Source organism: Agathobaculum sp. Marseille-P7918, assembly GCF_900625105.1.
Lineage (GTDB): Bacteria > Bacillota > Clostridia > Oscillospirales > Butyricicoccaceae > Agathobaculum.
On sequence record NZ_UYYD01000001.1, the window covers coordinates 607,721 to 632,935 of the forward strand.

The 25,215-nt window shown below is 55.8% G+C and carries 20 protein-coding genes, 1 other RNA gene and 1 pseudogene; 8 read left to right on the forward strand and 14 right to left on the reverse strand.

Translation table 11 applies throughout. The features are described from left to right. The first annotated feature begins 16 nt into the window (after window positions 1-16). From EJL02_RS02935 to EJL02_RS02950, 4 genes are all read left to right on the forward strand, one after another. Window positions 17-703 carry a response regulator transcription factor gene (locus EJL02_RS02935; RefSeq protein ID WP_125114905.1) on the forward strand — a complete coding sequence of 229 codons (687 nt, stop codon included), beginning with the start codon at window positions 17-19 and terminating at the stop codon, window positions 701-703. 8 nt (window positions 704-711) lie between these two features. Beyond that, complete coding sequence (locus tag EJL02_RS02940) at window positions 712-1,749, forward strand: sensor histidine kinase (protein WP_125114906.1); 1,038 nt, start codon at window positions 712-714, stop codon at window positions 1,747-1,749. Window positions 1,750-1,824: 75 nt separating this feature from the next. After that, window positions 1,825-2,508 (forward strand): ABC transporter ATP-binding protein, encoded by a 684-nt coding sequence (locus EJL02_RS02945; RefSeq protein WP_125114907.1) that lies wholly within the window; start codon window positions 1,825-1,827, stop codon window positions 2,506-2,508. Beyond that, window positions 2,505-4,826: an FtsX-like permease family protein gene (locus EJL02_RS02950; RefSeq protein ID WP_125114908.1), complete on the forward strand. Its 2,322-nt coding sequence runs from the start codon at window positions 2,505-2,507 to the stop codon at window positions 4,824-4,826. Before EJL02_RS02945 ends, EJL02_RS02950 begins: the two co-directional genes overlap by 4 nt. 145 nt (window positions 4,827-4,971) lie before the next feature. Here EJL02_RS02950 and EJL02_RS02955 read toward each other — a convergent pair whose 3' ends face one another. From EJL02_RS02955 to EJL02_RS14610, 3 genes and pseudogenes are all read right to left on the reverse strand, one after another. Beyond that, window positions 4,972-8,289 (reverse strand): S-layer homology domain-containing protein, encoded by a 3,318-nt coding sequence (locus tag EJL02_RS02955; RefSeq protein WP_125114909.1) that lies wholly within the window; start codon window positions 8,287-8,289, stop codon window positions 4,972-4,974. Between the two features lie 336 nt (window positions 8,290-8,625). Beyond that, window positions 8,626-11,085 (reverse strand): AAA domain-containing protein, encoded by a 2,460-nt coding sequence (locus EJL02_RS02960; RefSeq protein WP_125114910.1) that lies wholly within the window; start codon window positions 11,083-11,085, stop codon window positions 8,626-8,628. A 239-nt stretch (window positions 11,086-11,324) separates the two neighbouring features. Then, a pseudogene (locus EJL02_RS14610) lies at window positions 11,325-11,480 on the reverse strand (helix-turn-helix domain-containing protein); the annotation flags it as partial. Between the two features lie 181 nt (window positions 11,481-11,661). On the opposite strand from EJL02_RS14610, the gene EJL02_RS02970 reads away from it, so the two are divergent. After that, window positions 11,662-12,135 carry an SLOG family protein gene (locus EJL02_RS02970; RefSeq protein WP_125114911.1) on the forward strand — a complete coding sequence of 158 codons (474 nt, stop codon included), beginning with the start codon at window positions 11,662-11,664 and terminating at the stop codon, window positions 12,133-12,135. A gap of 43 nt (window positions 12,136-12,178) precedes the next feature. Here EJL02_RS02970 and EJL02_RS02975 read toward each other — a convergent pair whose 3' ends face one another. From EJL02_RS02975 to EJL02_RS02995, 5 genes are all read right to left on the reverse strand, one after another. Then, window positions 12,179-13,348, reverse strand: a complete 1,170-nt coding sequence (locus EJL02_RS02975) for a tyrosine-type recombinase/integrase (protein ID WP_125114912.1) — start codon at window positions 13,346-13,348, stop codon at window positions 12,179-12,181. A 264-nt stretch (window positions 13,349-13,612) separates the two neighbouring features. After that, window positions 13,613-13,967, reverse strand: a transfer-messenger RNA (tmRNA) gene (gene ssrA / locus EJL02_RS02980). Between the two features lie 30 nt (window positions 13,968-13,997). Further along, window positions 13,998-14,471 (reverse strand): SsrA-binding protein SmpB, encoded by a 474-nt coding sequence (gene smpB / locus EJL02_RS02985; protein ID WP_164510244.1) that lies wholly within the window; start codon window positions 14,469-14,471, stop codon window positions 13,998-14,000. Window positions 14,472-14,571: 100 nt separating this feature from the next. After that, window positions 14,572-14,994, reverse strand: coding sequence for an aminoacyl-tRNA hydrolase (gene pth2, locus EJL02_RS02990; protein ID WP_125114913.1), 423 nt, complete (start codon window positions 14,992-14,994; stop codon window positions 14,572-14,574). 17 nt (window positions 14,995-15,011) lie between these two features. Next, the gene (locus EJL02_RS02995) at window positions 15,012-15,902 is read right to left on the reverse strand and encodes a fumarylacetoacetate hydrolase family protein (RefSeq protein ID WP_125114914.1); all 891 of its coding nucleotides are present in this window, start codon (window positions 15,900-15,902) and stop codon (window positions 15,012-15,014) included. Window positions 15,903-16,080: 178 nt separating this feature from the next. On the opposite strand from EJL02_RS02995, the gene EJL02_RS14090 reads away from it, so the two are divergent. Then, window positions 16,081-16,254, forward strand: coding sequence for a DUF6472 family protein (locus EJL02_RS14090; RefSeq protein ID WP_164510245.1), 174 nt, complete (start codon window positions 16,081-16,083; stop codon window positions 16,252-16,254). A 12-nt stretch (window positions 16,255-16,266) separates the two neighbouring features. Further along, the gene (locus EJL02_RS03000; RefSeq protein WP_125114915.1) at window positions 16,267-16,848 is read left to right on the forward strand and encodes a sugar O-acetyltransferase; all 582 of its coding nucleotides are present in this window, start codon (window positions 16,267-16,269) and stop codon (window positions 16,846-16,848) included. A gap of 47 nt (window positions 16,849-16,895) precedes the next feature. On the opposite strand, the gene EJL02_RS03005 is transcribed toward EJL02_RS03000, so the two are convergent. Genes EJL02_RS03005 through EJL02_RS03020 form a run of 4 tightly spaced genes read right to left on the reverse strand, consistent with a single transcriptional unit; the run spans window position 16,896 to window position 20,975 of the window. Beyond that, entirely contained in the window at window positions 16,896-17,516 is a 621-nt protein-coding gene (locus tag EJL02_RS03005; protein WP_125114916.1) for a hypothetical protein, read from the reverse strand. Window positions 17,517-17,552: 36 nt separating this feature from the next. Then, window positions 17,553-18,632 carry an alginate O-acetyltransferase AlgX-related protein gene (locus EJL02_RS03010; protein ID WP_125114917.1) on the reverse strand — a complete coding sequence of 360 codons (1,080 nt, stop codon included), beginning with the start codon at window positions 18,630-18,632 and terminating at the stop codon, window positions 17,553-17,555. A gap of 12 nt (window positions 18,633-18,644) precedes the next feature. Next, window positions 18,645-20,021, reverse strand: a complete 1,377-nt coding sequence (locus EJL02_RS03015; protein WP_125114918.1) for an MBOAT family O-acyltransferase — start codon at window positions 20,019-20,021, stop codon at window positions 18,645-18,647. Between the two features lie 24 nt (window positions 20,022-20,045). After that, entirely contained in the window at window positions 20,046-20,975 is a 930-nt protein-coding gene (locus tag EJL02_RS03020; protein ID WP_125114919.1) for a DMT family transporter, read from the reverse strand. 119 nt (window positions 20,976-21,094) lie between these two features. Between EJL02_RS03020 and EJL02_RS14095 the strand changes: the two genes are divergently transcribed. Continuing rightward, on the forward strand, window positions 21,095-21,268 hold the full coding sequence (locus EJL02_RS14095; RefSeq protein ID WP_164510246.1) for a hypothetical protein: 174 nt from the start codon (window positions 21,095-21,097) through the stop codon (window positions 21,266-21,268). A 428-nt stretch (window positions 21,269-21,696) separates the two neighbouring features. On the opposite strand, the gene EJL02_RS03025 is transcribed toward EJL02_RS14095, so the two are convergent. Together EJL02_RS03025 and EJL02_RS03030 are read right to left on the reverse strand one after the other, a co-directional pair. Further along, window positions 21,697-22,887, reverse strand: a complete 1,191-nt coding sequence (locus EJL02_RS03025; protein ID WP_125114920.1) for a pyridoxal phosphate-dependent aminotransferase — start codon at window positions 22,885-22,887, stop codon at window positions 21,697-21,699. Window positions 22,888-22,992: 105 nt separating this feature from the next. Continuing rightward, window positions 22,993-25,209 carry a DNA gyrase/topoisomerase IV subunit A gene (locus tag EJL02_RS03030; protein WP_125114921.1) on the reverse strand — a complete coding sequence of 739 codons (2,217 nt, stop codon included), beginning with the start codon at window positions 25,207-25,209 and terminating at the stop codon, window positions 22,993-22,995. Window positions 25,210-25,215: the final 6 nt, after the last annotated feature.

Genomic DNA, 25,215 nt, shown 5'->3' on the forward strand with positions numbered 1-25,215 from the left:
AGGACGGTGAACGCCCATGAAACGTATCTTTTTTGTCGAAGATGATCTGAGCTTAATCCACGGCTTGTCCTTTGCCCTGCGGCAACAGGGCTATGAAGTCATTATCGCCCGAACCTGTCTGGAAGCCGAAACCCTTTGGCAGGCAGGCGGCTTTGATTTAGCCATTCTGGATGTGACCCTGCCCGATGGCTCTGGCTTTGACCTTTGCCGCCGGTTCCGTCAAAGCTCCAAAGTACCTATCCTGTTTCTAACCGCGGCGGACGAGGAGACCGATGTTATCATGGGGCTGGACATCGGCGGCGACGATTATATCACCAAGCCGTTCAAACTGGCGATCTTCCTGTCGCGCGTCAACGCCCTGCTGCGTCGCAGCGGGGATTTCCGCCAGCCGGACGACACGCTCCAATCGGGCGGCATCATCGTGCATCAGCTGACGCGCGAAGTTATCAAGGACGGCGCACCGGTCGAACTGACCGCCAGCGAATACAAATTGCTGTGCTTTTTTCTGGAACACCCTAACCTTGTGCTATCACCCGAACAGATTCTAAGCAGACTGTGGGACTGTGAGCAAAACTATATCGACAGCAGCACGCTGACCGTCTACATCCGACGTCTGCGCGCCAAGATCGAGGATGACCCCAGCAATCCCAAGCGCATTATTACCGTGCGCCGCATGGGCTACAAATGGAATGCTGCGAAATGAGGTGCGCCATGAAAACGCTGGCTGACCGGCACATCAAGCGCCTGTTTTGCCTTGTTCTGACCCTGACGGTTGGGTTTACCCTGCTGTCTGCCGTGCTGCTCGCGGCAGGCGGCGAACGAACCGCGCGGTATCTTCCGGTGGCGTTCGCCGGCATGGGGCTTCTGGTGCTGACCGTCATGTACCGCTATTTTCAGAAACAACACCAGACTATGGCGCGCGCGATTGAGCAATTGCATGTGTTTCTCGCGGGCAATACCACCGCGCGCATTGAATGCGACGACGAGGGCGAACTCAACCGTCTGTTCCACGAGGTCAACTCGCTGGCTGCGATTCTGAATGCCCATGCGGAAAACAAAGGGCGTGCTAAACAGTCTATGAAGGAAACGCTGTCCGACATCTCGCACCAGCTCAAGACCCCATTGGCAGCACTGAATATCTACAATGGCATTTTGCAGCAGCAGCCGGCCGATCCGGACACCGTTCGGGAATTCACCACCCTGTCAGAGCAGGAGCTTGACCGCATCCAAACGCTGGTGCACAATCTGCTGACCATCACCAAGCTAGACGCAGGCACACTCGTGCTGGACAAATCCGAGCACAACCTGTCCGACCTGATGACGGAGGTCGGGCGGCGCTTTGCTGTGCAGGCTCAGCAGCAGGATATCCTGCTGTCTTGTTCCGGGGAGGACGATATTTCCCTGTCCTGCGATGCGCACTGGTTGAGCGAAGCCATCGGCAATCTGGTCAAAAACGCGCTCGACCATACCAAGGCAGGCGATACGGTCACAGTCACATGGCGCACCTTTGCGTCGATCGTCCAGATCACGGTGCGGGACAGCGGCAGCGGCATCCATCCGGAGGATTTGCCGCACATCTTCAAGCGGTTTTACCGCAGCCGTTTCTCCAAAGATACACAGGGTGTCGGGTTGGGATTGCCGCTTGCCAAAGCGATCATTGAAGCGCATGGCGGTACGATCGAGGCGGACAGCGCCTTGGGCTGCGGCACGGTTTTTACAATCAACCTACTGATTCCTACAACATTGTAGGCTTCAAGTCATGTAATCGTAGGGTTACCGTGGTACCCTTTTCCTATCGCAACAGAAAGAAGGTGCCATCACAACATGGATTTACTGGAAGTCCAAGATCTTTGCAAAACCTACGGCAGCGGCGAGACCGCCGTGCACGCCTTGCGGCACGCGACGTTTTCCGTCCCCAAAGGCGAATTTGTCGCTGTGGTTGGCGAGTCCGGCTCGGGCAAGTCGACGCTGCTCAACCTGATTGGCGCGCTCGACACGCCGACCAGCGGCCGGGTGCAAATCGACGGCAAGGACATTTTCTCGATGAAGGAACGCAATCTGACCGTGTTCCGCCGCCGCAACATCGGCTTCATCTTCCAGAGCTTTAACCTCATCCCTGAACTGACCGTTGAGCAAAACATCGTCTTTCCGGTGCTGCTCGATTACCAGAAGCCGGATAAAACCTATCTGGAGGAATTGCTCACGGTGCTCGGCCTGCGCGAGCGCCGTCACCATTTGCCAAGCCAGCTGTCCGGCGGCCAGCAGCAACGCGTTGCCATCGGACGCGCCCTGTTCACTCGACCCGCGCTCATTCTGGCCGACGAGCCGACCGGCAATCTGGATACGCAGAACACGAGCGAGGTCATCACCTTGCTCAAAGAGGCGTCCCGCCGATACGAGCAGACCATTTTGATGATCACTCACAGCCGTGCCCTCTCTCAGACAGCTGATCGTATTTTACAAGTGTCCGACGGCGTGCTGACCGATTTCGGGAGGTGCCGGTCGTGAAACACTATCTGAGCCTGATCCCCATCTCCGCTAAGGTACGGAAACGACAAAATCGGATGACCTTGCTGTGCATCATTATCTCGGTTTTGTTGGTCACGACCATTTTCAGCATGGCGGATATGGCCATTCGCATGGAAAAAACACGCGTCATCCAAAGTCATGGCAATTGGCATGTGATGCTGAAAGAGCCCTCCGACCAGCAAGTGGAGGAAATTGCCCAGCGACCGGATGTGGTCGCTGCCCAGCGATACGACGGCTTGAACTTTGATTTATCCCAAGACTATTCCATTCAGGGAAAAACCTGTGTCATTGTCGGTGCAGATGATCAAATTCTGACGAAGATCTATGACGATCTGACCGAAGGCAGTTGCCCCTCAAACGAAGGGGAAATTTTGCTCTCCAACCGATCCAAGGAACTGCTCGATGTGAAGGTAGGCGATCAAATCACCTTCCACACCCCTTCGAAAGAGTATCACTATACGATTTCCGGTTTTGGCGGAGATGTCACCATCAGCACCGACGCCGATGTGGTGGGAGCGTTTGTCAGCTGGGACGCCTTTCAAAACCTTGCCAAAGCGGAGGGGTATGAATCCGTGCCGGTTTGTTTTGTGCGATTCTCCGAAAACGCTAATCCCCGCAAGGTGATCACAGAGCTGCGTCAAACCTACGGCTTTACGGCAGAAAATCTGTCCGAAAATACCGCTCTTCTGGGGCTGACCGGATTCAGCAGCGATCCGTATGTGATGGGACTCTATCTGGTAGCCGCCATCCTGTTCGTGCTGGTTTTGGCTGCTGGCGTCTTTATGATCGCCGGAAGTCTGAACAGCCGCACCGCGGAGCGGACCCAGTTTTTCGGCATGCTCCGCTGTATCGGCGCAAGCCGGGCGCAGATCATGCACATCGTCCGGCTGGAGGCGCTCTTCTGGTGCAAAACAGCAGTCCCCGTTGGGGTGGTTTCGGGTATTCTGATCACTTGGCTGCTTTGCGCCCTCCTGCGGTTTGGCGCTGGCGCAGAGTTTGTGCAGATTCCACTCTTTGGGGTCAGCATCATCGGCATTTGCAGCGGTGTGGTTGTAGGCATTTTGACCGTGCTGCTGTCCTCCCTTTCCCCGGCCAGACGGGCAGCGTCTGTCTCCCCGATTGCTGCGGTTACCGGAAACAGTAATCAAGGAAAGTCCGTGTCCCGTCCGGTGCGAAAGAGTTTTTTTCACATCGAGACAGCTCTTGGCATACACCACGCGGTCTCCTCACCGAAAAATCTGCTGCTGATGACCGGCTCCTTTGCACTCAGCATCATCCTGATTCTGAGTTTTTCCGTTCTGGTACAATGGGTTCAACTTGCCCTCAATCCGCTGCAGCCATGGGCGCCGGACGTCTTTTACAGCAGCCCGGAAAATCAGTGTGAGATCGATCCATCTTTTGCCGCTGAGGTGGCGCAGCAGCCCTATGTCAAGCGCGCCTTTGGCCGGATGTATCAAAGTCTCCCCGCAGAATATGAGGGAAAATCAGGAACAATCGATCTCATCTCTTATGATGCGCAGCAATTCCAGTGGGCAGAGGAGGATTTAGTGTCCGGGGATATGGACGCGGTCCGGAACGGCCGCGGTGTCCTGACGGTTTTTGACAAAAGCAACACCCTGCAAGTCGGTGATGTCATCCAACTGGACAGCACTTCCCTCACGGTGGCCGGTGTTCTGGAAGATAGCCCTTTTGACACGTCGGATCAACCCACGGTAATCTGCTCGGAAGCGCTGTTTATCGCCATCACCGGTGAAAATGCCTATGCCATCCTGGATGTACAGCTGACCAAAGACGCCACACAGCAAGATATCAATCAACTGCAGGCTTTGGCCAATGGGCAGTATGATTTTTATGACCGTCTGTCCCTAAACAAGGACACCAAAAGCACCTATTTTATGTTCTGCCTGTTTGTGTACGGTTTTCTGGTGGTTATTACCCTGATCACCATGATCCATACCGCGAACAGCATTTCCATGAGTGTGTCGGCCAGAACAAGGCAATACGGCGCCATGCGTGCCGTGGGCATGGACGAACACCAAATCCAGAAGATGATCACCACAGAGTCTGCCACCTATACCGTGCTGGGACTAATTGCCGGCTTCGGGCTGGGCCTGCCGCTGCACTACTTTCTCTACGGGCAGATGATTACCAACTATTGGGGCACCGCCTGGCGGCTTCCCCTTTCCTCTGTGGGTGGGATTCTGGTGCTGCTGATATGTACCGCTTTGCTTGTTCCTTTGGTCCCCGGAAAAAGAATCTGTAATATGGCTGTGTCCGAAACAATCAACGAATTATAACAATTTTCATGCCGGCACACAGCGAATTCCTTTACAGGCTTGTACACCGCCATGCCAAACAAAGCAGAAAGGCCATGCAGGGCATATCGCCCCGCATGGCCTTTTACACGAAATGCAATTTTTTGCTACTGTCTTTCGATGATGCCTATTCGTTCGCCAGCCGCTGCAAAATAAGCACTGCCTGCTGGTGAGTGATCGGCGCCTCTGGGCGGAAAGTCCCGTCTCCATACCCTTTCAAAATCCCTTGCGCTGCCATGCCAGCAATCACATCATGCGCCCAGTGGCTATCCGATACATCCCGGAATGACTGCTCACCTACTTTCGAGTGATCCTTTGCCAATGCAGACGCAATGACACAAAACTCTGCACGGGTGATTTTTTCCTGCGGACGATAGCTGCCGTCCGCATAGCCATTGAGCAGACCGCGATCGTGCAGCTTGGCCAGCGCATCCGCCTGCGTACTGCCCGGCGTTATGTCGGTAAACCGCGACAGATCCGGTTGCTCCGCCGCGCTCTGGTCTACCAAGCTGTCCGCCAGCAATGCCGCGACTTCGCCGCGGGTGATCGGCGTTTTATCACTCGACGCCGGAATATCGTTTCGCAGCTGCGGCGTCACCTTGCCCGTATCTGCGTCTACATACGCAGAAAACGGATATTGCACGCTAGCTGCCGCCGACTTGGTTGTCTGCGCAAACACGGCCGCCTGCTGAAGCATATGCTCCAATTCGTCCGCACACGCTTTGAGGTCATCCTCAGTGACAGCGAGAATGGCGGCGCGTTCCGCTGCGTAATCCGCCTGCGTTCGTCCTGCGCGCGCCAGCCCTAAGCCGCTCGCGCGCTCCCATTCCGCGTTGCTGTCAAACTCACTGACCGCGCTGACCTTGAATCCCGTCAATTCGCTCGGCGCCAGTTGCAGCGTACGCAGAAATGCCGCTGCACCTCGAAATACCGCGACTGCTTCATCCACGCTCACGCCGCCGGAAGACACCATAGTCACGCCGTTTGGTTCAAAGCGCAGCCCCGCACCGTACGCACCGCGCCGATCGCGCAGCTCGGGCAACATATACTTTGCCGTCAAAGCCGCGCTCAGCACATCGTATACCGCCATATTGTCCGGCTTGTTTTCAAATGCCCCGACCAACATCACATGGTTGGAAGCCTGCGTATTGGTGGATATCACCAGCGCGCTCGGCCAGCCCTGCGGCAGCCATTGGCACGAAGATGCTCCCGTCCCTGCGGGCAGCGCAGCAAGGTAAGCCGCAGCGGCTTGCCGGAAATCACTGTAATCCGCACGACTGCCGGTGAACTCAGCTGCAACACCGGTACGCTGCAGTGCGCCATCCAGCAAAGTACGCATGCTCGTGAGCAGCGCCGCATCGCCGTCCGGATTGGCCGCCGCCGTATCAATGAAAGCCTTATATGACATGGATGCACCGACGAAGCCCGCCGGAATGCTGTCCATGAACCGGTTGGGCTGAGTGCTAGCCTGCAACATCATACTGTATTCATAGTAGTAGGGGTCACTGTACAGCGCACGCAGCGCGCTCTTCCGCTCGCTCAGAAAGTCACGCAACGCAGCCGTATCTGTAAGCGGCGGGCTTTGCAGCCACGCGGTAAGTGCCTGCACAGTCTCCCCCATCTTGCCCGCTTCCCCAGATCCACCGAGGATCAGCGCTGGGTGCAGCGTATCCGGATCGTCATACCGCTCGCCCGAAGTCATCCCCAGATAACCGGACAGACCCGCCGCCTGCATGCGGTCGTTCAGGAATTCACACAACAGGCACCACAGCGTGGCATCCTCGTTTTTGACCTCAACCGGAAAGTATAACGAAAAGGACGGTGTCTGGCTCTGTGCTTCCTCGTTAAGATAATACGTCACACCATCTACAGTCTCGTTTATCTGGTTCATCGAGAACGGATCATCCGCAAAATCTTTCAGATCCAGCATCGGCAGGCGGGCAAGCACAGCCGGATCATCCGGCTGGTCCAGCCACGCGTTAAAATCCTCGGTGTCCCGCTTGACCCGTTCCAGTTCCGACGCGGTCAGCTGCGGGTCGTAAGTTTTCGATTGCGTCGCGCCGTTACCCGAAACCACAAGGGTCTGATACGAGCTGTCCATCCATTCAGCAGCCAGTGTCTTGAAGTAGTCTGGATCGTTCCGCAGGCCGGTGATCACATCCGCACGGCCAACACAGGCCAGCGGTTTCTCCGCATAGGCAAAGCCCGTAAACACTTCCTCGCGTCCGAACTGCTGCGCCTCTTCCTGTTGGTCGAGCGCGTCGTTCAGCATATCAGACGGGATGCCATTTTGCGCGATATCGGCAAGCACCTGCTGCATCGCCGTGGCTGCCGCATCTTTCTGCGCGATCGGCACCTGCGACAGAATGACACCGACATTGTAGACTCCGCCCGCATTGCCGCCTACGGTATAGGCCAATGCGTCCGGAAATTGCGTGCGAAGCATTTGCTGCATACAGGTTACCAGCGCGCCCCATGCCTCGGACTTTTTGCTGTCCAGCAGACTTGGGCCATGCGCCATAAAACCAATATCGACCGTCTGTGTCGTTTCGGTGACATAATACTCCTGCACCAGCTGAGGCGGCGCGATTGGCGCCACGTCAATTTGGATCTTCGGGCGGTTCCGCTCACCCGCTTGGTCAAGATACTTGTCCAGCATGGCGAGCGTTTTATCAATGTCCTGCTCGCCCGCTGTATAGACCAGCATATTGGAAGGCGTGTAATAAGTATCGTAAACCCGCATGACATCCTCATAGGTCAGATCGAGAATGTCCGGGATCGCTCCACCCGAATCAAACGTCGGCGAGGTATCCCCGTACAGGTTTTCGTACAGTTGACTGGATACAAAGTTCAGTGAGTTCTGCGCGGTATCCAAATTGCGCAAGCGCAACTCGCTGTACACAATGCCATTATATTGCGCTTTGCCGGTCACCCATTCGGTGCGGATGCCCTGCTGCTTGAAAATATTCGGCTCGGTGCGCAGGCGTGGAAACAGCACGCAAGTGGTGTAGATATCTGCAAGGTTGTAGAAATCCTGCTCATCCGTAGTGGAGAACACATAAGTCGTATAATCCTCACTTGTATAGGCGTTGATTTCCTGTGCAACCGAGCTATTCTGCAAAATATGCATTAGGTCGTTTAAGGGATACTGTTCGCTGCCGCACAGCAGCGAATGTTCAAGGACATGGTTCGCACCTTTGCTGTCCTCAGGCGGCGTGCGGAAGCCGACGGCAAACTCGCGCGTTTCGCTGCCATTGTCCAGCCACACTACCTGAGCGCCCGTATCTGTGTGCTCGAGCAGATGATAGGTGCCGCCATCCGCTTGCTGCGTCCGAAGTTCTGTAAAATCATTATCTGGCCCCCTACTAGCTGCAAACGCCCGCGCCGGCCATACCGGCACAAACAATGCTGCCACAAGTACCCATGCTGTCATCTTTTTGAACATGCAATCCACCCCATTCTCTAACTGTATTATTTGTAATAGTACAGTTAGTATATTATCATAAGAGCGTATGCCTGTCAACTGCGATAGCCAGCGTCATCCCGTTTACGGGCCATATCCATGCCGCATACATGCAACGCCTCTGTTTATAAGAGCCGCTACATCAAAAATGGTTCATTGGATCGCTTCCAGGAAGTATCCTATCATAAGTTCTGTTTACCCATAAAACCAGAATCAACAAAAAGAAGGAGCCATCAGGCTCCCTCCTCATCACTGTTTCGTTTCCGGAATCCCACGATCTCTAACATTCCTTTTCTTCACATCCTATCTGTTCTTAATTTAAACCTTCGAAATGTCTGACTGCAAAAGACCATCATATCTCTCTGCAACTCCCAGTAACTGCCCAATCAGTTGAGTATGCTGCATCCCCCAATACTCTGCATCGCACACAAGAATCAAACGCCGTTTTGCGCGACTGACAGCGGTATTGATGACACATTTTCCATTGCTCTCCAACCGGTCGGAATCAGTAAACCATTTATCCAGAGTATCTACAACGCTGAATAATACTGTATCCCATTCTCTTCCCTGCGAGCCATGTACCGTTAAAACCTTATCTTCCCAACCTGACGAACGCGGTAACAAATTCCGTATCGCATCCCGCTGATTTTTGTATGGCGTAATCACCCCGATCTGTTCATTGGGATGCGATTGGATGTAAGAAGCGATTGCACGGCATTCCGCCGGACTGGTACGCTTTTTCACTTTTTCCTGCGAAGCTGCAGCGTGCAAAACGAAAATATCCGTCTTATGCGCAGGGTTGCCATAAAACGAACTGGAATATACCGTTTTGGCCAGAACCTTAGCCAGCGCTTCCCCAAAACGGTAAGTATGTGTCAAATCAAAACGCTTCAATTGTTCAAACCGCGCAGGCAGATGCATTAAATATGTATTCGCAATCTGTAAAATTGATTGTGTGAAAATTTCCTCTGCAAACAACGCAGATTGTGCCCACAAGCAAACATTTGGCTCCCCGCCTTCCTGCATATCTGCATCAGGCATTTCACAAACCGGCGGTAGCTGCATATGGTCTCCCAAAAATGTCACCGGACAAGCGTAAGCAAGCAGTGCAGCACCTTTGATTAGCGAGCAGTACCCTGCCTCGTCCAAAAAGATATGGGCAGGAGCCAATTCTCCATTCGGCGGCATCCGATATAGACAAGTATCCACAGTTCCCGCCAGCACCAAGCATTCGCGCCAGCGTATGCCATTACCCTGCTCTTCCAAATTTTCTTTTTGTTGTAGGCAACTGGTTTTTTGCTGCTCTAAGTCTTTTTTGCTCTCCAACAGCGCGGTTTCAGACCACTCACTGCACTCTTCATATTGCGGCCGTTTGTCCTCCAAAATATTGCGTGCTCGTTCAAGTTGGGTACAAAAAGCCGCCAAATCTGCTGCAAACCATGTTTCCCGCAACTTCTTGGCGGACTGCAGCAATGGTTTCCAATACGATGCCCACATCTGCAGTTCTGTTTTGCTATGCGCAATCTCGTTCAGAACCTGCTTCTGTTGCTGCCGGGCATCGGCTTCTTTCTGGATATACTCCTTGCGTTCTGCAATCAACTGATGGCTCTGCGCACGCACTTCATCCAACTCGTGCATTTCTGTTTGAAGCGACTGCATCAATTTTTCCCTACGCCCAGCGAATAGCCATTTTCGCCAACCGTTGTTGTATAATCGTACCTGTCTTGTGAAATCTACCACATTTGCTGTATGCTTTTTCTCTTTTGTCTGGCAGGTCTCCAGTTCTGCAAGTGCCAAATATCCTCTTCCCTGCCATTCGATACATTCCTGTTCTAATCTATCGAGTTCCGATATTTGCTGCTGCATTCGTTTCTGCCAATCCGGCAATGCACGTTCTAGAAAGTCCTGTGCCTTTTCAAAGGATAAAAAATTGCGATATGCTTCTAATTTGTCCAGTTGTTCTTGATTTGCAGCAATTTCAGCTTCTATCTGCAATAACTGCGCCTGTACTTCCCCATGCAATTTCGCTTTATCCGTTTGTTCGCACACTTCACTGTATTGACTTTTAAACGCCCGAGAAGGCACTCCTAAGCGAAGCACCTTTCGCAATGAAATTCCAGCTTCCTGTAAAATCGGCAAGACACCATACAACATCTGCTCAACTGCATTATTGGTCGGTGCCGTAATCCAAATTCGCTTTTGAGCCTGAACATACGCCAGAATACACCGTGCTAAAACAAACTGTGTTTTCCCCGTACCCGGCGCACCCCAAATGTAGGAAAATGGCTGCGATAACGCTGCTGCAACAGCATTTTTCTGTTCCTCGGAAGCCTGAGATGACAAAGCTGCATCCTTCGGCATCGGAACCGAACAGGATTGTGTAGGCAGCGCAATTCGCAGTCCATAACTGCGATACCAGTCTTCCACCCGTTTCACCAAAAACCGCAAATCCGAGATTACAGTTATCTTATGTATCGGAGTATCTGCCAACACTTGCCGCAACTCATCCAATGGACGCACGATTAACTCATTGGTTTGCTCACAATATTCTGTTGGCTTGATTTGCTCTTGTGTGTATATCTTATTCTCGATCCGCACCTGCACCGTATCCGCATATGAAAGCAAAGATCGCAAAGTTAGCACAAAATGCGATCCTTCTTGTCTTATTTTCAAAACTCGATACTCAATCAATCCGCGCTGATGTTCCGTCAGGTATTGATAATAACTTTTAGAGCCTTGTATCGCAGCTTGCGCATAAGATTTCAAGTATTCCTGCACACAAAATTCCTCCACACCCCGGTCGTTTTAGTAACTTTCTCAGCAAAAATCCGATTGTTGTCGCTATCGACGCATCGCATAATTTACGCGCATCGGCATTCCTGATGTAATCACGGTTTTAAAAATATGCCCCTTCTCCCAGACAAAGAATTTGTTTTCATTTAGCATAGCATAAACTAGTTGATTTTTCCAGACAAAGGCAAAGCGGCCTGAACAATCATGTTCAGGCCGCTGTTCTTTCAGATAAATAAGTCGTCATAAGAAACTGCCAAAATATCCTTCAAGGCTTTCAATTCATCTGGGTAGATATGCCGTTGCCCAACTTCGATTTTTGCAAAAGCGCTGCGCGTCACATCACAACCATGAATCTGCAGCTGTGCAGCTACTTGTTCCTGTGAAAGATTGCGCTACATACGCAGTTTACGAATGTTTTGTCCCAAAGCCTTTTCATAGTCCTCATTCACCGCCAACACCCCTCGCACTTATATTGGTGCAATACATATTGTATTTTATTCGATGAATGCGTTAGAATTGCACTTATATAAGTGCAATTCTAAAATATAGGGAGACACAGAAATGAATAGATTACACGCCTGCTGCTTCACCGGTCATCGCGACATCCCACCAGAAATCCTACCAACACTCGCCGCAAAATTGGAAGCTATAGTTCTTGAACTGATTGCAGATGGCATTCGATACTTTTACGCTGGCGGAGCACTGGGTTTCGACACACTGGCCGCCGAGACCGTACTGCAACTGCGTGACCAATTTCCGCAAATCCGGCTTATTTTGGCGATTCCCTGCCGCGAGCAAACCCGCGGATGGTCTACTACGTCAATCAACCGATATGGACACATCTTGCACCGCGCGAACGAAGTGATTTACACCTCCGAACATTACACCCGCGGCTGCATGCAGCGCCGCAACCGATTTATGGTTGACCACAGTGCTGTTTGCGTGGCATACTGCACCCGCTCGACCGGCGGCAGCGCATATACGCCGCAATACGCCCGCAAATTCGGTCTGCGCATCCTGCTGCTCAACATGTAAAAAAGCAGTCTCCCAACACTGGTTGGAGAGGCTGCTTTTTGCTCTATTTCACTTGTTTTCGCTTTTTCCGCCCACCGCCCTGCCGCAGACTCTGCGCGACCGCCTCGATCGTCTGCTCGTGCGTCGTATCCAGCAGATGCGTGTAGATCATGGACGTTGTCGCGACCGTACTGTGCCCCAGTGAGCGGCTGATGTTGTAGATCGTCGCGCCGGAGTAGTTTGCAAGCGTCGCAAAGGTATGCCGTAATCCATGCAAGGTCAGCTTGGGCAGATGGTTCCGGCGGATGAACGTGCTGAACGTCTCGGTCAGATAATTCGGCCGATACGGCTCGCCGTTTGGCCAAGTCAGCACATAGCCCGTATCCTGATACTCCTTGCCAAACAGCAGCCGGTTCTCGCGCTGCCGCCGCCGTTCAGCCTGCAGTACGCGCACGACTTTCTCCGGCATGTGCAGCAGCCGGGTCGAGGAACGGTTTTTGGTGTCCTTTTCGATCACTTGCGAACCGGCCATGGTGCGGGCGCGGTGCACACACAAGGTTTTGCCCTGAAAATCCACATCCTTCCACCGCAGGCCGCACATTTCCTCGCGGCGCAGGCCGAGATACCCGGCCAGATACACGACCGGCTCGAGCTTATCGCCCTCAACCGCATCCAGCAAGCGACGCAGCGAGGCGACGTCGTAAAACTGCGGTTCGGGCCGCTTGAATTTTGGCGGCTCGACGCGGTCGGTCGGGTTGCGGGCGAGCACGTCCTGCATGACCGCGATGCGAAGCGCATTGCGCAGCAGATCGTAGTGCTTGCGTGCGGTGTTGGGCGACAGGCCGCAGTCATGGCACAGGTAGGCGTAATACTGCTGGATGCGCTGCGGCGACAGCGATTGCAGTGGGATCGCGCCCAGCTGCGGGATGATGTGGTTGACGATCATCTGGCTGTACCCATGCACGGTGGTCGCGGCACGGTTGGGCCGCACAACCGCGTCCATCCAGTAATTCAGCCACTCGGCAACGGTCGTGTCGTTCGGCTTGGTCAGCGCGCCGAAGTCGCGCTGCACCTCGTGCAGCCGCAGCGCCTTGCGGGCGTCTGTCAGCCGCGCGAATGTGCGGGTCTTTTTGATCTGGTGTCCGTGCGCGTCGCGCCCGAAATCCAGATTGACATAGTATTTCTTTTTCTCCTCATCGTACGAAATATTGCGCTCGACGCGCGTACGGGACATATTGTTTCACCGTGCTTCCCTTATCAAATTGGGAGCCCGGTGCGGCGGTGCACAGCCGCGCCGGAAAGACGGATACCGGTATCGTCAGGCGCCGGGTTTGTGGCTCTTTCGCCCCGCTCCCCTTGCCTGTTTATAGTGTAGCATAAGTTCAAAAAGTAAATCTACCGGAATATCTACCGAAATTTCAAAACAGCGTTTTCTGTTGCAAAAACCGGTTAAAAACAAAAGATACCGCCCGGTATCAGGCGGTATCTTTTGGTATTTTGGTGGAGCCGAGGGGAGTTGAACCCCTGTCCGAAAGCACATTCACCGTGACTTCTCCGGGCGCAGTTTGTCTTTTTGCATTCCCTCCATGACACGCCGGCAAACAGGCTGGTCACTTCAGTAGAGTCATGTTACATGACGGGGGCAACTCTTACCCCGTACACGTTCACCACTAATCGACGCCGGGTCTCAAAGCCGTGGTCCTCTCTGAGCCGACGGGCTAAGCCTTAATTAGGCAGCCTGAAGAGTATAATCGTTGTTGTTTAATTTATAAACAGTTGGAGCTTTTTACGCAGATCCCCGCTGCGGCCCGCTATCCCGGCTTCAACACCCCCGTCGAACCCGTTACGGCCCCATTTCGGGTGCATCCATCGGATGCGAAAAATCAACGATTCCGTTCCTTCATCGCGCGGTCCATCTCCCGCTTGGCGTCGCGTGCCGCGATGCTGTCGCGCTTGTCATGCAGCTTTTTGCCCTTGCAAAGGCCAAGCTCGATCTTGACGCGCGAGTTCTTGAAATAGACCGAAAGCGGAATGAGCGAGTATCCGTCCTGCTTGGTCTTGCCAAACAGGTTCGCGATCTCCTTTTTATGCATCAGCAGCCGACGCACGCGCAGCGGGTCCTTATTGAAGATATTTCCCTTTTCATAGGGGGAAATATGCATCCCGCGCACAAAAAGCTCGCCGTCCTTGAAAGTGCAGTAGGAATCCTTCAGATTGATCTGCCCCTGCCGGATCGACTTGACCTCGGTGCCAAAAAGCTCGATGCCCGCTTCGTATTTTTGCTCGACAAAGTAGTCATGCCATGCTTTTTTGTTGGCCGTGACCTGTTTGGTGCCTTGCTTGGACACTGCGCCCATGGCAATCCCTCCTTTTCGTGGCTTTGTTTATCATATCACGCAATACTGCGTTTGTAAAGGCACAAGAATGTTACAAATTGCGACTAAAACAGACTGCCGCTCAAAAGAGCGGCAGTTCACCGGTGATCGGATCAACTTTTTCGGGCAGCGCAGGCTCAAACGCCAGGCAGGTATAGGTCGGCTGGCCGTGAAATTCGGTGATGCCGTTGTCGCAGATGAGTGCGGACAGGATGCCCGCCTCCTTTGCCTTGCGGTCGATCGCCAGCAGCTCCTCTTCCGAATCGACATACACGCACACCTTGGCAACGCCGCGCGAAAACCATTCGCTGAGCGGCGTGACCGGCTGCCCGCTCTCGGCCAGCGTCACGCCGTCTGCATCCGCCCGCACCTGTGCCAGCCGATTTTCCCGGTCCAGCGCGGCCAGAACGGCCGTGACGCAGGCGTGTCCCGCCTGCGCCGCGATCTTGCCTTTGCGCATTTTCAGATCGCGCCGCATCACGATCATCTGCTTGGGTTTATCCATGCCTGCGCCTCCCCTGCTCATTCCACCGTATTGGTCAGCTTGCCGATGCCCTCGATCTCGCAGGTGACGACATCGCTCTTTTTGAGGAACTTGGGCGGCGTAAAGCCCATGCCGACGCCCGCAGGCGTGCCGGTTGCGATGATGGTGCCCGCCTTGAGCGTCATGCCCTGCGACAGCTCGGAGATGATCTCCGCCACCGAGTGCAGCAGATGGTCGGTGTTGCTGTTCTGACGCGGCTCGCCGTTGACCGTGGACGAAATCTCCAGCGCCGGCGGGAAGGCAATATCGTCCGCCGTGACGATGCACGGACCCATCGGCGCAAAGCCGTCAAGCGACTTGCCGAAGTACCACTGATTGTGCGCGGTCTGCAAATTGCGGGCGGAAACGTCGTTGACGATCGTATAGCCGAAAATATGGCCGGGCGCTTCGGACACGCTGACCTTCTTGCAGTCCTTGCCAATGACAACGCCAAGCTCTGCCTCATAGTCCAGGCTGTCCACCAAGCCTTCGTATGCCGGGATCGGGTCGCCGCAGCCGGACGCCTCGCATACGCGCTTGCTGAAATACACCGCCTTCTTGCGGTTGACCAGAAACGCATCCTCGTGGAAGCGCGCAGATTCGACCGCATGGTCGGCATAGTTGATGCCAAGACAGATCAGATCCTGCGCCGGATACGGGATCGGTGCGCGCAGACGTACGCTGTTCAGGCGCAGCGCAGCGCCCTCGGTCGCCTGCTCCGCATCCGCCAGACGCGCCATCTGCGCGGGAGAAGCCCGGCGAATCAGCTCGGTCATATCGGGGAACGACACGCCAAACGCCTCGATCGGCCAGATCAGACCCGGCCACTCTTTATAGCCGATGCCGATGCGGTCCACACCGTCATTGTTCTGATATGTATATAATTTCATGGAAAGGTCACGCTCCTATTGATATTTGCCACCTGTATCATATCACAAACTGCACAAAAATCAAAGCACATGTTTGAACTTTTAGACAAAGTATGGTATGCTTTTACCAGAGCGAATGACCGGAATCCCGCTGCTTTGTCATTTCGCACTACACCTGTATGAATGGGGGAAAACCGTCATGACCGGCACCTGTGAGGACTGCGCATACAGCGTATACGACGACATGCTGGACGAATATGTCTGCGAAGCCTATCTGGATGAGGACGAGTTCTACCGCCTGTCACAGAGCAGCGGTCCTTGTCCCTATTACCGCTCCGGCGACGACTATGAGCTGGTGCGCCATCAAAACTAAGGAGAGAGCACGATGACAGAACGAGAAAAAGCAGCCGCAGGGCTGCTGTATGACGCCAATTCCGATCCTGCACTGCTGCAAGCCCGTGCGGTTGCCCAAGACCTCTGCATGGACTACAACCAGCTGCGCAGCACGCAGCAGGAAGAACGCCTGCAGCTTCTGCGCAGGCTGCTGGCTTCCTGCGGCGAGGACATCATCATCGAGCCGCCGTTTTTCGTCGATTACGGCAGCAATATGCGTGTCGGCAAAGCGTTTTACGCCAACCACAATCTGGTCGTGCTGGACGGCGCGCCGGTCACCTTCGGCGACCATGTATTCATCGGCCCGAACTGCTGCTTTTCCACGGCCGGACATCCCTTCGATCCCGCGCAGCGCAACGCCGGACTGGAATACGCCAAGCCCATCACGATCGGCAGCAACGTCTGGATCGGCATGGGGGTGCAGGTGCTGCCGGGCGTGACCATCGGGGACAACGCGGTCATCGGCGCGGGCAGCGTCGTCACCAAGGACATCCCCGCCGGTATGCTGGCGTATGGCGTGCCCTGCCGTCCGATCCGCGAAATCGCGGCCAAACCGCGGCGCGTCATCCTGTAAAACCGCAAAGCAAAACCCTCTGCCAAAAGGCAGAGGGTTTTTCATGCTCAGGAAACGGCTTCCACCGTCTCCACACCGTTTTCACGATAGGTATACACGGTAAAACCGCTGTACTGCCATACGCCGTCCTCGCCCTCGCCCATGCAGCTGGGCGAATAGCTCTTGGAGCTGGGCGAGCCGAGCGCGCTCTCGAGCGCAGAAGCAGACGAACCGATGTAGCCGGACGCCTGCGATGCCGTCGGTTTAGCGGGTTCGGGCGCCGGCTGCGGCGCGGGCGCGGGTGTGCTCTGCTGCGGCTTGCTGGTCGTGCTGCCAGAAGAGCTGCTGCCCGAAGAGGTCGAGCCCGACGACGTGCTGCCGTTCGACTGCGGCTTGCTGGCCGTCGCATTGCCGGTCGGAGACGAGGTGCTGCCCGACTGCGGCTTGCTCTGCGCCGTGGTGCTCGAGGTCTGGCTGCCGGAAGCGGCATCCTTGTCCGCGTCGGTCTTGTCCTCCGCAGCGGTCGCGTCCTCCGCCTTGTCCTGCTCCTTTTCGGCCTCATCCTTCACCGTTTCCACGGCCGCATCGTTCTTCTTGGTATCCTCCTGCTCGGCCGATTGGCCGCCGCAGGCTGCCAGACTGCCGCACAGGATCAGCGCCAGCAGCAGGGCTGTCATTCTTGCCTTCATATCTTGTCCTCCCGATAATTTCTGATTGTTTCTGATTTATTCGACGGATTCCGCCGCCGGGTTGTTCCCCAAATCGGGCGGATATTTGAGTAAATTTTCAAGATTTCGCTCGACGATCTCGACGATCACCGTATCGCCCGCCTGCACCTGCGTGAGCGGATACGGCATCTGCCGGGTGATGACCGCCTCGCGGAAATCCGCGGCCAAAAACGGGTGCAGCGCATTGCCGAACGAATCACGGCACAGGATCAGGCGGCCGTTGGCTGCGTTTTCGCTTGTGGTCTGGATCAGGATGTCCTCGGCCGTGCGCGGCGGTGTGACATAGGAAAAGTCGATCGCATACTGCTGCTGCGCTTCGAGCGCCTGTCCCTTGGGGTACAGCATCTCATACAGGTCGCCGCGGTGGGTGTTTTCGGTCGTGTAATCTACCTCGCCGAACGCCGTGTACGGCAACCCCAGCGACTCCATCAGAAAATCATGCGCGAGCGCCGCGCCGCGGTTAGTCCAGTGCGAGTCGGTATGCAGATAGAGCGTTTCGTCCTGCTGCGACAAAAAGGTGAACAAATCGGCATAGTTCACGCCATACTCCTGCAAATACGGCAAAACCAGCTCGTAATTGCCCGGGGAATCGCTTTGCAGATAGCGCGCGGGCATATGCTCGGGATAGAGCGAATTTTTATTGGGTGCAATCGTGAACAAAAACCGTGCGCCGCGCGCTTGGCAAAACGCCTGCATGTCGGCCACCGTCTGCGCAACCTGCCGCGCTTCGTCCTCGGTCAGCGTCGCGTGGTTCTGATAGTCGTCCAACGTCTCGGCATAGTACAGCCAGCCGTCCGAACCATAAATGACGTCCTCCGCCGGCGAAGTGTGCAGCAGTGTGGTCTGCAACGCGGCGTTCGCCGTGACCATCTCCTGCCGCAGCGCAAAATGGTCGGCGATGTAGTCGGTCACCTGATCGAGCACCGCCGTGTTCCAGCCGCCGTCCTCGTTTTGCAGGGTGGGCTTGGGCGACAGGCGCTCATTTGCCGCCGCCTGCGTCGGCGGCAAAAACAACATGCCCGCCGAGGGGATCAGACAAAGCAGCACGAAGGCTGCGGTAAAGATTTTGTATTTCATGGCAGCCTCCTTTTAAAACTGGAAGTAAATAAACGGGTTAAACGTGCCGGCCGACAGGTTGAACATGCACAGCACCAGCAGCGCCATCGCGCCTGCAAGCGTGACCGACTCGTTTTTCGGCTGCAACCGTTTTGCGGTCGGAACACAGAGCAAAAGCGCCAAAACCAGCGCCACCAGGAACGCAGGCGTCAATAATGAACATACGGTCTCGGTTCCTGTCCAGCCGAGACCGACGCCGGTGAACATCGCCGCGAACATCGCACCCGCTTGCGAAAGCGACTCCGCGCGGAACAGTGTAAAGCCGAGCACGACCACCAGCATGGTATACACATGCCCAAGCGCCCGGCCGCGCAGCCGCTCCTTAGGCACGACGCCGCTGTCCTCGAGCACGGAAAACAGGCCGTGCCACAGGCCCCACAGCACGAACGTCCAGTTCGCGCCGTGCCACAGACCGGTCGTGAAGAACACGATCACGCGGTTGATCCAAGTGCGTCCCCTGCCCTTGCGGTTGCCGCCCAGCGGGATATACAGATAATCCCGGAACCAGGTGGACAGCGAGATATGCCAGCGCCGCCAGAACTCCTGAATCGTGGTGGATGCGTAAGGGTAATTGAAATTTTCGAGGAAGTGGAAACCGAACATGCGGCCCATACCGATCGCCATATCGCTGTAACCGGAAAAATCAAAGTAGATCTGCAAGGTATAGCAGATCGCGCCCATCCATCCTGCGAACATGCCGATCTCGCCCGCGGGCAGCGCGAACACCGCGTCCGCCATCTGCCCCATCGCATTGGAAATCAGCAGCTTTTTGGACAGGCCGCAGATGAACCGGCGGATGCCCAGCGCGGTCTCACGCGGGCTGGTCTGCCGTTGGTCGATCTCCTTTTCGATGTCGTGATACTTGACGATCGGGCCCGCGATCAACTGCGGAAAATACGAAATATAGAGCAAAACCTTCACGAAAGAACGAGAAACGACCGACCGGTCACGATACACGTCGATGACGTAGGACAGCCCCTGGAAGGTGAAGAACGAAATGCCGATCGGCAGCGCAATGCCGGTCAGCGGCAGATTCGTTCCGAGCAGATGATTGACCGTTCCGATCGCGAAATCCGCATACTTGAACACCGCGAGCAAGCCGATCCCACCCGCGACCGCGATGCCCACGCCCAGCTTGGGATGCCTGCCTGCCGCCAGCAGGCCGCACCCATAATTGAGCACTACGCTCAGCAGCAGCAGCGGCAGATAGACCGGCTGCCCGAACGAGTAAAAGATTAGGCTCGCGATCAGCAGCAGGATGTTTTTTGCCCGGATGCCGCGCAGCAGCCGGTCGAGCACAAACACCACCGGCAGAAAGACGAACAGAAAAATTGCCGAACTGAAAACCATGTTGTTTTTTCCTTTTTCTCTTTATTATGCCTGCCCGCCCTCTGTTTTAGTCTCACGCACATAGTTTGCGATCGCAATACCGCCGCTGACAAGCACCAGCGCGCTCAGATTGCTCACGGTCAGGATCTGCTCCCCCAGCACGATCGCGGAGATGAGCGCACCGAACACCGGGATCAAAAAGCCGAACAGGCTGACCTTGCCGACCGGGAACTTGCCCAGCAGCGCCGTCCAGATCGTGAACGCCGCCGCCGACAGCGCCACCATGTACGCCAGCAGCAGCACACCGGGCAGCGAAACCGCGCCCAGCTGTCCGCCGCCGACCCGGCCGACCACCAGCAGGAACACGCCGCCCATCAGCAGCTGCCAGCCGGTCAGCAGCATGGGGTCGCGGCCCGGCGTGTAGATGCGCGAAACCAGCGCGCCCGCGCCGGACGACACGGCCGACAGCAGCACAAGTCCGTCGCCATGCAGATGAAAGCCGTTCAGGCCGCCCAGGCCGAGCGCCAGCACGCCCGCAAAGCCGCACAGACAGCCGATCGCCTTCTGCCGGTTCATTTTGTCGTTCTTCAAAAACAGATGCGCAAAAATCAGCGCAAAAAAGGTCTGCGTACCGGACAGCACCGCGCCTTTGGTGCCGGTCGTGCCGGACAGGCCGATGTAGTAGCAAACATACTGAATCATGCTCTGGAACAGGCTGATCCAGAAAATCGGCTTCCACTCGCTGCGTCTGGGCAGAACGCGGTGCCCCAGGAACCACGCCACCAGCAGAACGACCAGACCCGCCAGCGCAAACCGCCAGCCGGCAAAATACAGCTGGGAAAACGGCGCGTCCGACGCAATGCCGAACCATTCATATCCTTTTTTGACACAGGGCGCCGCACTGCCCCACAGCGCGGTACAAAAGACCGCAGGCATATATAACCGACGAAGCAGCCCCGCTTTTTGTTCCTTCATTTGCTTTCCCCTTCTTTCCTGACGTGATGCCAGTATAGCATTTTTTCCCTTTTCCCGCAACCAAGGGACATTTATGGGACACCTGCTCTGGTATGCTATACCCAAGAGAGGTGAACGGCATGATTTACAGCTGTCAAACCAAGTGCTGCCACTATATCTTCCTCGGCAGCGAACAACAACGCGCCTGCCCGGACTGCGGCAAAACGCAGCTCCGTCCGGCAAACGCAGCGGAACGTGCCGAATTCTTCCGCCGGTACACCGCCGCGCTGCCCCCACGCCGCCGCTCCGGCTGAGCGCACAGCAAAAGACCTTCCGAAACCATTCCGGAAGGTCTTTTACATGCCGTTTTCGTTTGTCATTTGTTTTCTGACTCCTCAAGGCAGCCAAACCAGCCACCGTAATGATTTAGCATTACTTGGCGGTATGACGCGCCTTGCGGGACATCGTCTTGACGCGGCTCGAGTCCAGATCCAGCATACGCGCTGCAACCAGATCATTGAAGAAACCCTTCATCATAATTTGTCACGCTCCTTTTCGTGCTATTGTTGTGAGATCCTTTTCTCGATCTCTGCTATTATAATACACGGAGCGCAGCAGAAAAACAAGCGGCAGGTTTTATGAATATCGCCCAACCAGCTTCATTTATTTTTGTGAATATTGCACGTCGCTTGTTAACAATTTGTACATATTCATCAGAACTTAATTATAAGTTTTCACCAACTTAATCATTTTGGTATTCTTTGGCGAGTTCTGCGAAAAGAGGCAGCGCGCGGCGGATGGTTTCGGTCTGCACGCAGTAAGAAATGCGCATATGGCCCGGCGCGCCGAAGTCCGCGCCCGGCACGACCAGCAGGTCGTATTTCTTGGCGCGCTCACAGAAGGCACGGTCATCCGGCTCGAGCGTCTGCGGGAACAGATAAAACGCGCCCTGCGGCTTGACACAGGAATACCCCATACTGGTCAGTCCCTCATACAGCAAGTCTCGGTTGGTCTGATAGACCGAAATATCGCTCGTCTGGCCCGCGCAGCGCGCCGCGACGCGCTGGAACAGGCTGGGCGCACATACATAGCCGAGCGCACGGCCCGCGCCGCACACGGCCGCATACAGGTCAGCGCTGTCGGCCGCCTGCGGCGGCACCAGCACATAACCGATGCGTTCGCCCGGCAGCGAAAGCGACTTGGAATAGGAATAGCACACAATCGTGTCGTCATAATAGTTGGGCACGAACGGCACCTGTACGCCGTCATATACGATCTCGCGATAGGGTTCGTCCGACACCAGATAGATCGGATGACCGTACTGCGCTTCTTTGTCGCGCAGCAGCGCGGCCAGCTGCTTGACGGTCTGCTCGGAGTATACCGCACCCGACGGGTTGTTCGGCGAGTTGACCACGACCGCTTTGGTGTGCGCATTGAGCGCCTTTTCCAGCGCGTCAAAGTCGATCTGGAAATCTGCAATGGACGGCGGTACGATCACCGCCTTGGCACCGGCGCCGCTTTCGATAAACATCAGATATTCCGGGAAGTACGGCGCGAGTACCACAAACTCGTCCCCCGGGCACGCAATCGCCTGAAACGCACAGGACAGCGCCGCCGCCGCACCCGCCGTCAGGTACAGGCTGTCGCCCGTGTACGACGTGCCGAACCGGCGGTTCAGGTCATCCGCCAGCGCCTTGCGCGCGTCCGCCGCGCCCTGCGCGGAGGTATAGCCGTGCAGCGAGACCGGATCGCCCGCGGCCTCAGCCAAAATCGCCTCGCGCACCGCGTCCGGCGCGGGCACATTGGGATTGCCGATCGAAAAGTCAAACACATTTTCCCGGCCGACCACTGCTGCGCGCTGGTTGCCGTATTCAAAGAGCTCGCGAATGGTGGAACGGTTATTCCCCAACGCGACCATATGCTGATTGAGCATTACAAAATCGCCCCTTTCTTATAGAGTTTATTATAGCACAGTGCAAAAGCACGCGCAAGAACAAAGCCCGCCGCACAACCGAGGTGCGGCGGGCTGTTTTCCCGTTTAGCCAAACTTGATCTGCTTTTCCGGCAGGTCCTCGTCGGTCAGCAGCGCGCCGATCGACGGGATGCTGCGGCAGCGGTAGCGGCCGTTATCCGAAAGTCCCGCGTCCTCCATGCGGCAGGCGCGCGTGATCGTGTGCTTGCCGCGCAGCACCATGGCCTGCACGCCCTGCGTCGAGCGGCTGGCCTTGATGTCCAGCATGTTGGCGCGGAAGGTCAGCGCGCGGTTCGCGGTCGAGAACATGGTGATCTCGGTCTCTTCATCGACCGGGTGGAAGAACGCCACCGCGGGCGATTTGGCCGAATACGCGCCGGTCAGGCGGCGGCGGTTGGTCTTGGTCTCAAAGCTCTCGAGCGAGAAGCGCGCAGCCTTGCCGTTCTGGAACACAATGACCATATTGCCCTTGTAGTCGCCCGGCAGCATGGCATATACCGGCGCTTCGCCTTCGTCCATGCCCAGCTTACCGGCCAGATAATCGCCCAAAACGGACGCCTTGCAGTCGTCAAAGTCGTACAGGTGCGCCTTGTAGGCCTGCTGCATGTTGGTGAAGAACACGATCTCGGCCTTGTTGGTCGTCTCGGCCTGCCAGATCACCTCGTCGCCTTCCTTGAGCTTGTGCTCCTGCGACATGCGCCATGACTGCGGCGTGATCTTCTTGAAATAGCCCTCGCGCGTCAGGAACAGCAGCACCGGATAATCCTCGATGTGGTCCTCTTCATCAAACTCCTGCACCGCTCCGGCGGTCACCAGACGGGTGCGCCGCGGCGACGGGTACTTCTTGATGACCTGCTCGAGCTCCTTGACGATGATGTTCCGGATCTTCGCCTTGGATTTGACGATTTCCTCGAGCTTTGCGATCTCCTTTTCGAGATCCTCGGTCTCCTTGGTGCGCTTGAGGATATATTCCTTGTTGATGTTGCGCAGTCGGATATCCGCGATGAACTCGGCCTGGATCTGGTCAATGCCGAAGCCGATCATCAGGTTGGGGATAACCTCGGCGTCCTCCTCGGTCTCGCGGATGATGCGGATCGCCTTGTCGATATCCAGCAGGATCTTGGACAAGCCGTGCAGCAAGTGCAGCTTATCCTTCTTCTTGTTCAGATCGAAGAACACGCGGCGGCGCACACACTCGGTGCGCCATGCTGTCCACTCGTCGAGCAGCTCGCGCACGCCCAGCACGCGCGGCATGCCGCCGATCAGCACGTTGAAGTTGCAGGAAAAGCTGTCCATCAGCGGCGTCAGCTTCATCAGCTTGGCCATCAGCTTGTCCGGGTCAGTGCCGCGCTTGAGGTCGATCGCGATCTTGAGGCCGGACAGGTCGGTCTCGTCGCGCACGTCTGCGATTTCGCGCAGTTTGCCGGACTTCGCCAATTCTGCGATCTTGTCGATGATCGCCTCGATCGTGGTCGTGTACGGGATCTCGGTGACCTCGATCAGGTTGTCCTTTTTGTCATACGACCATGTCGCGCGCACCTTGAACGAGCCGCGGCCGGTCTCGTAGATCGCGCGCATCTCGTCCTCGTCATAAATCAGCTCGCCGCCGGTCGTGAAATCCGGCGCGGGCAGCGTCGTGAGCAGATCGTGCGCGGGGTTTTTGATATATTCGATCGTCGTGCGGCACACCTCTTCCAGGTTGAAGCCGCAGAAGTTGGACGCCATGCCGACCGCAATGCCCGTGTTGGCCGACACCAGAATGTTCGGGAAGGTGGTCGGCAGCAGGGTCGGTTCTTTCATCGTGCCGTCGTAGTTGTCCACAAAATCGACCGCGTCCGTATCGATGTCGCGGAACAGCTCCGCGCAGAACGCATCCAGCTTGGCCTCGGTGTAACGCGGCGCGGCGTAGGCCATGTCGCGCGAGTACACCTTGCCAAAGTTGCCCTTGGAATCGACAAACGGCATGAGCAGCGCCTCGTTGCCGCGCGTCAGACGCACCATCGTCTCATAGATCGCCGCGTCGCCGTGCGGGTTGAGCTTCATGGTCGCGCCGACGATGTTGGCCGACTTGGTGCGGTTGCCATTGAGCAGCCCCATCTTATACATCGTATACAACAGCTTGCGGTGCGAGGGCTTGAAGCCGTCGATCTCCGGAATCGCGCGCGAAACGATGACGCTCATCGCATAGGGCATATAGTTCTCGCGCAGCGTGTCCGTGATGCGCTGATCGACCGAAGGATGCTCTTTATATACTTTTGGCTCGTCGTTTTTCTTTTTTGCCATCCGAAT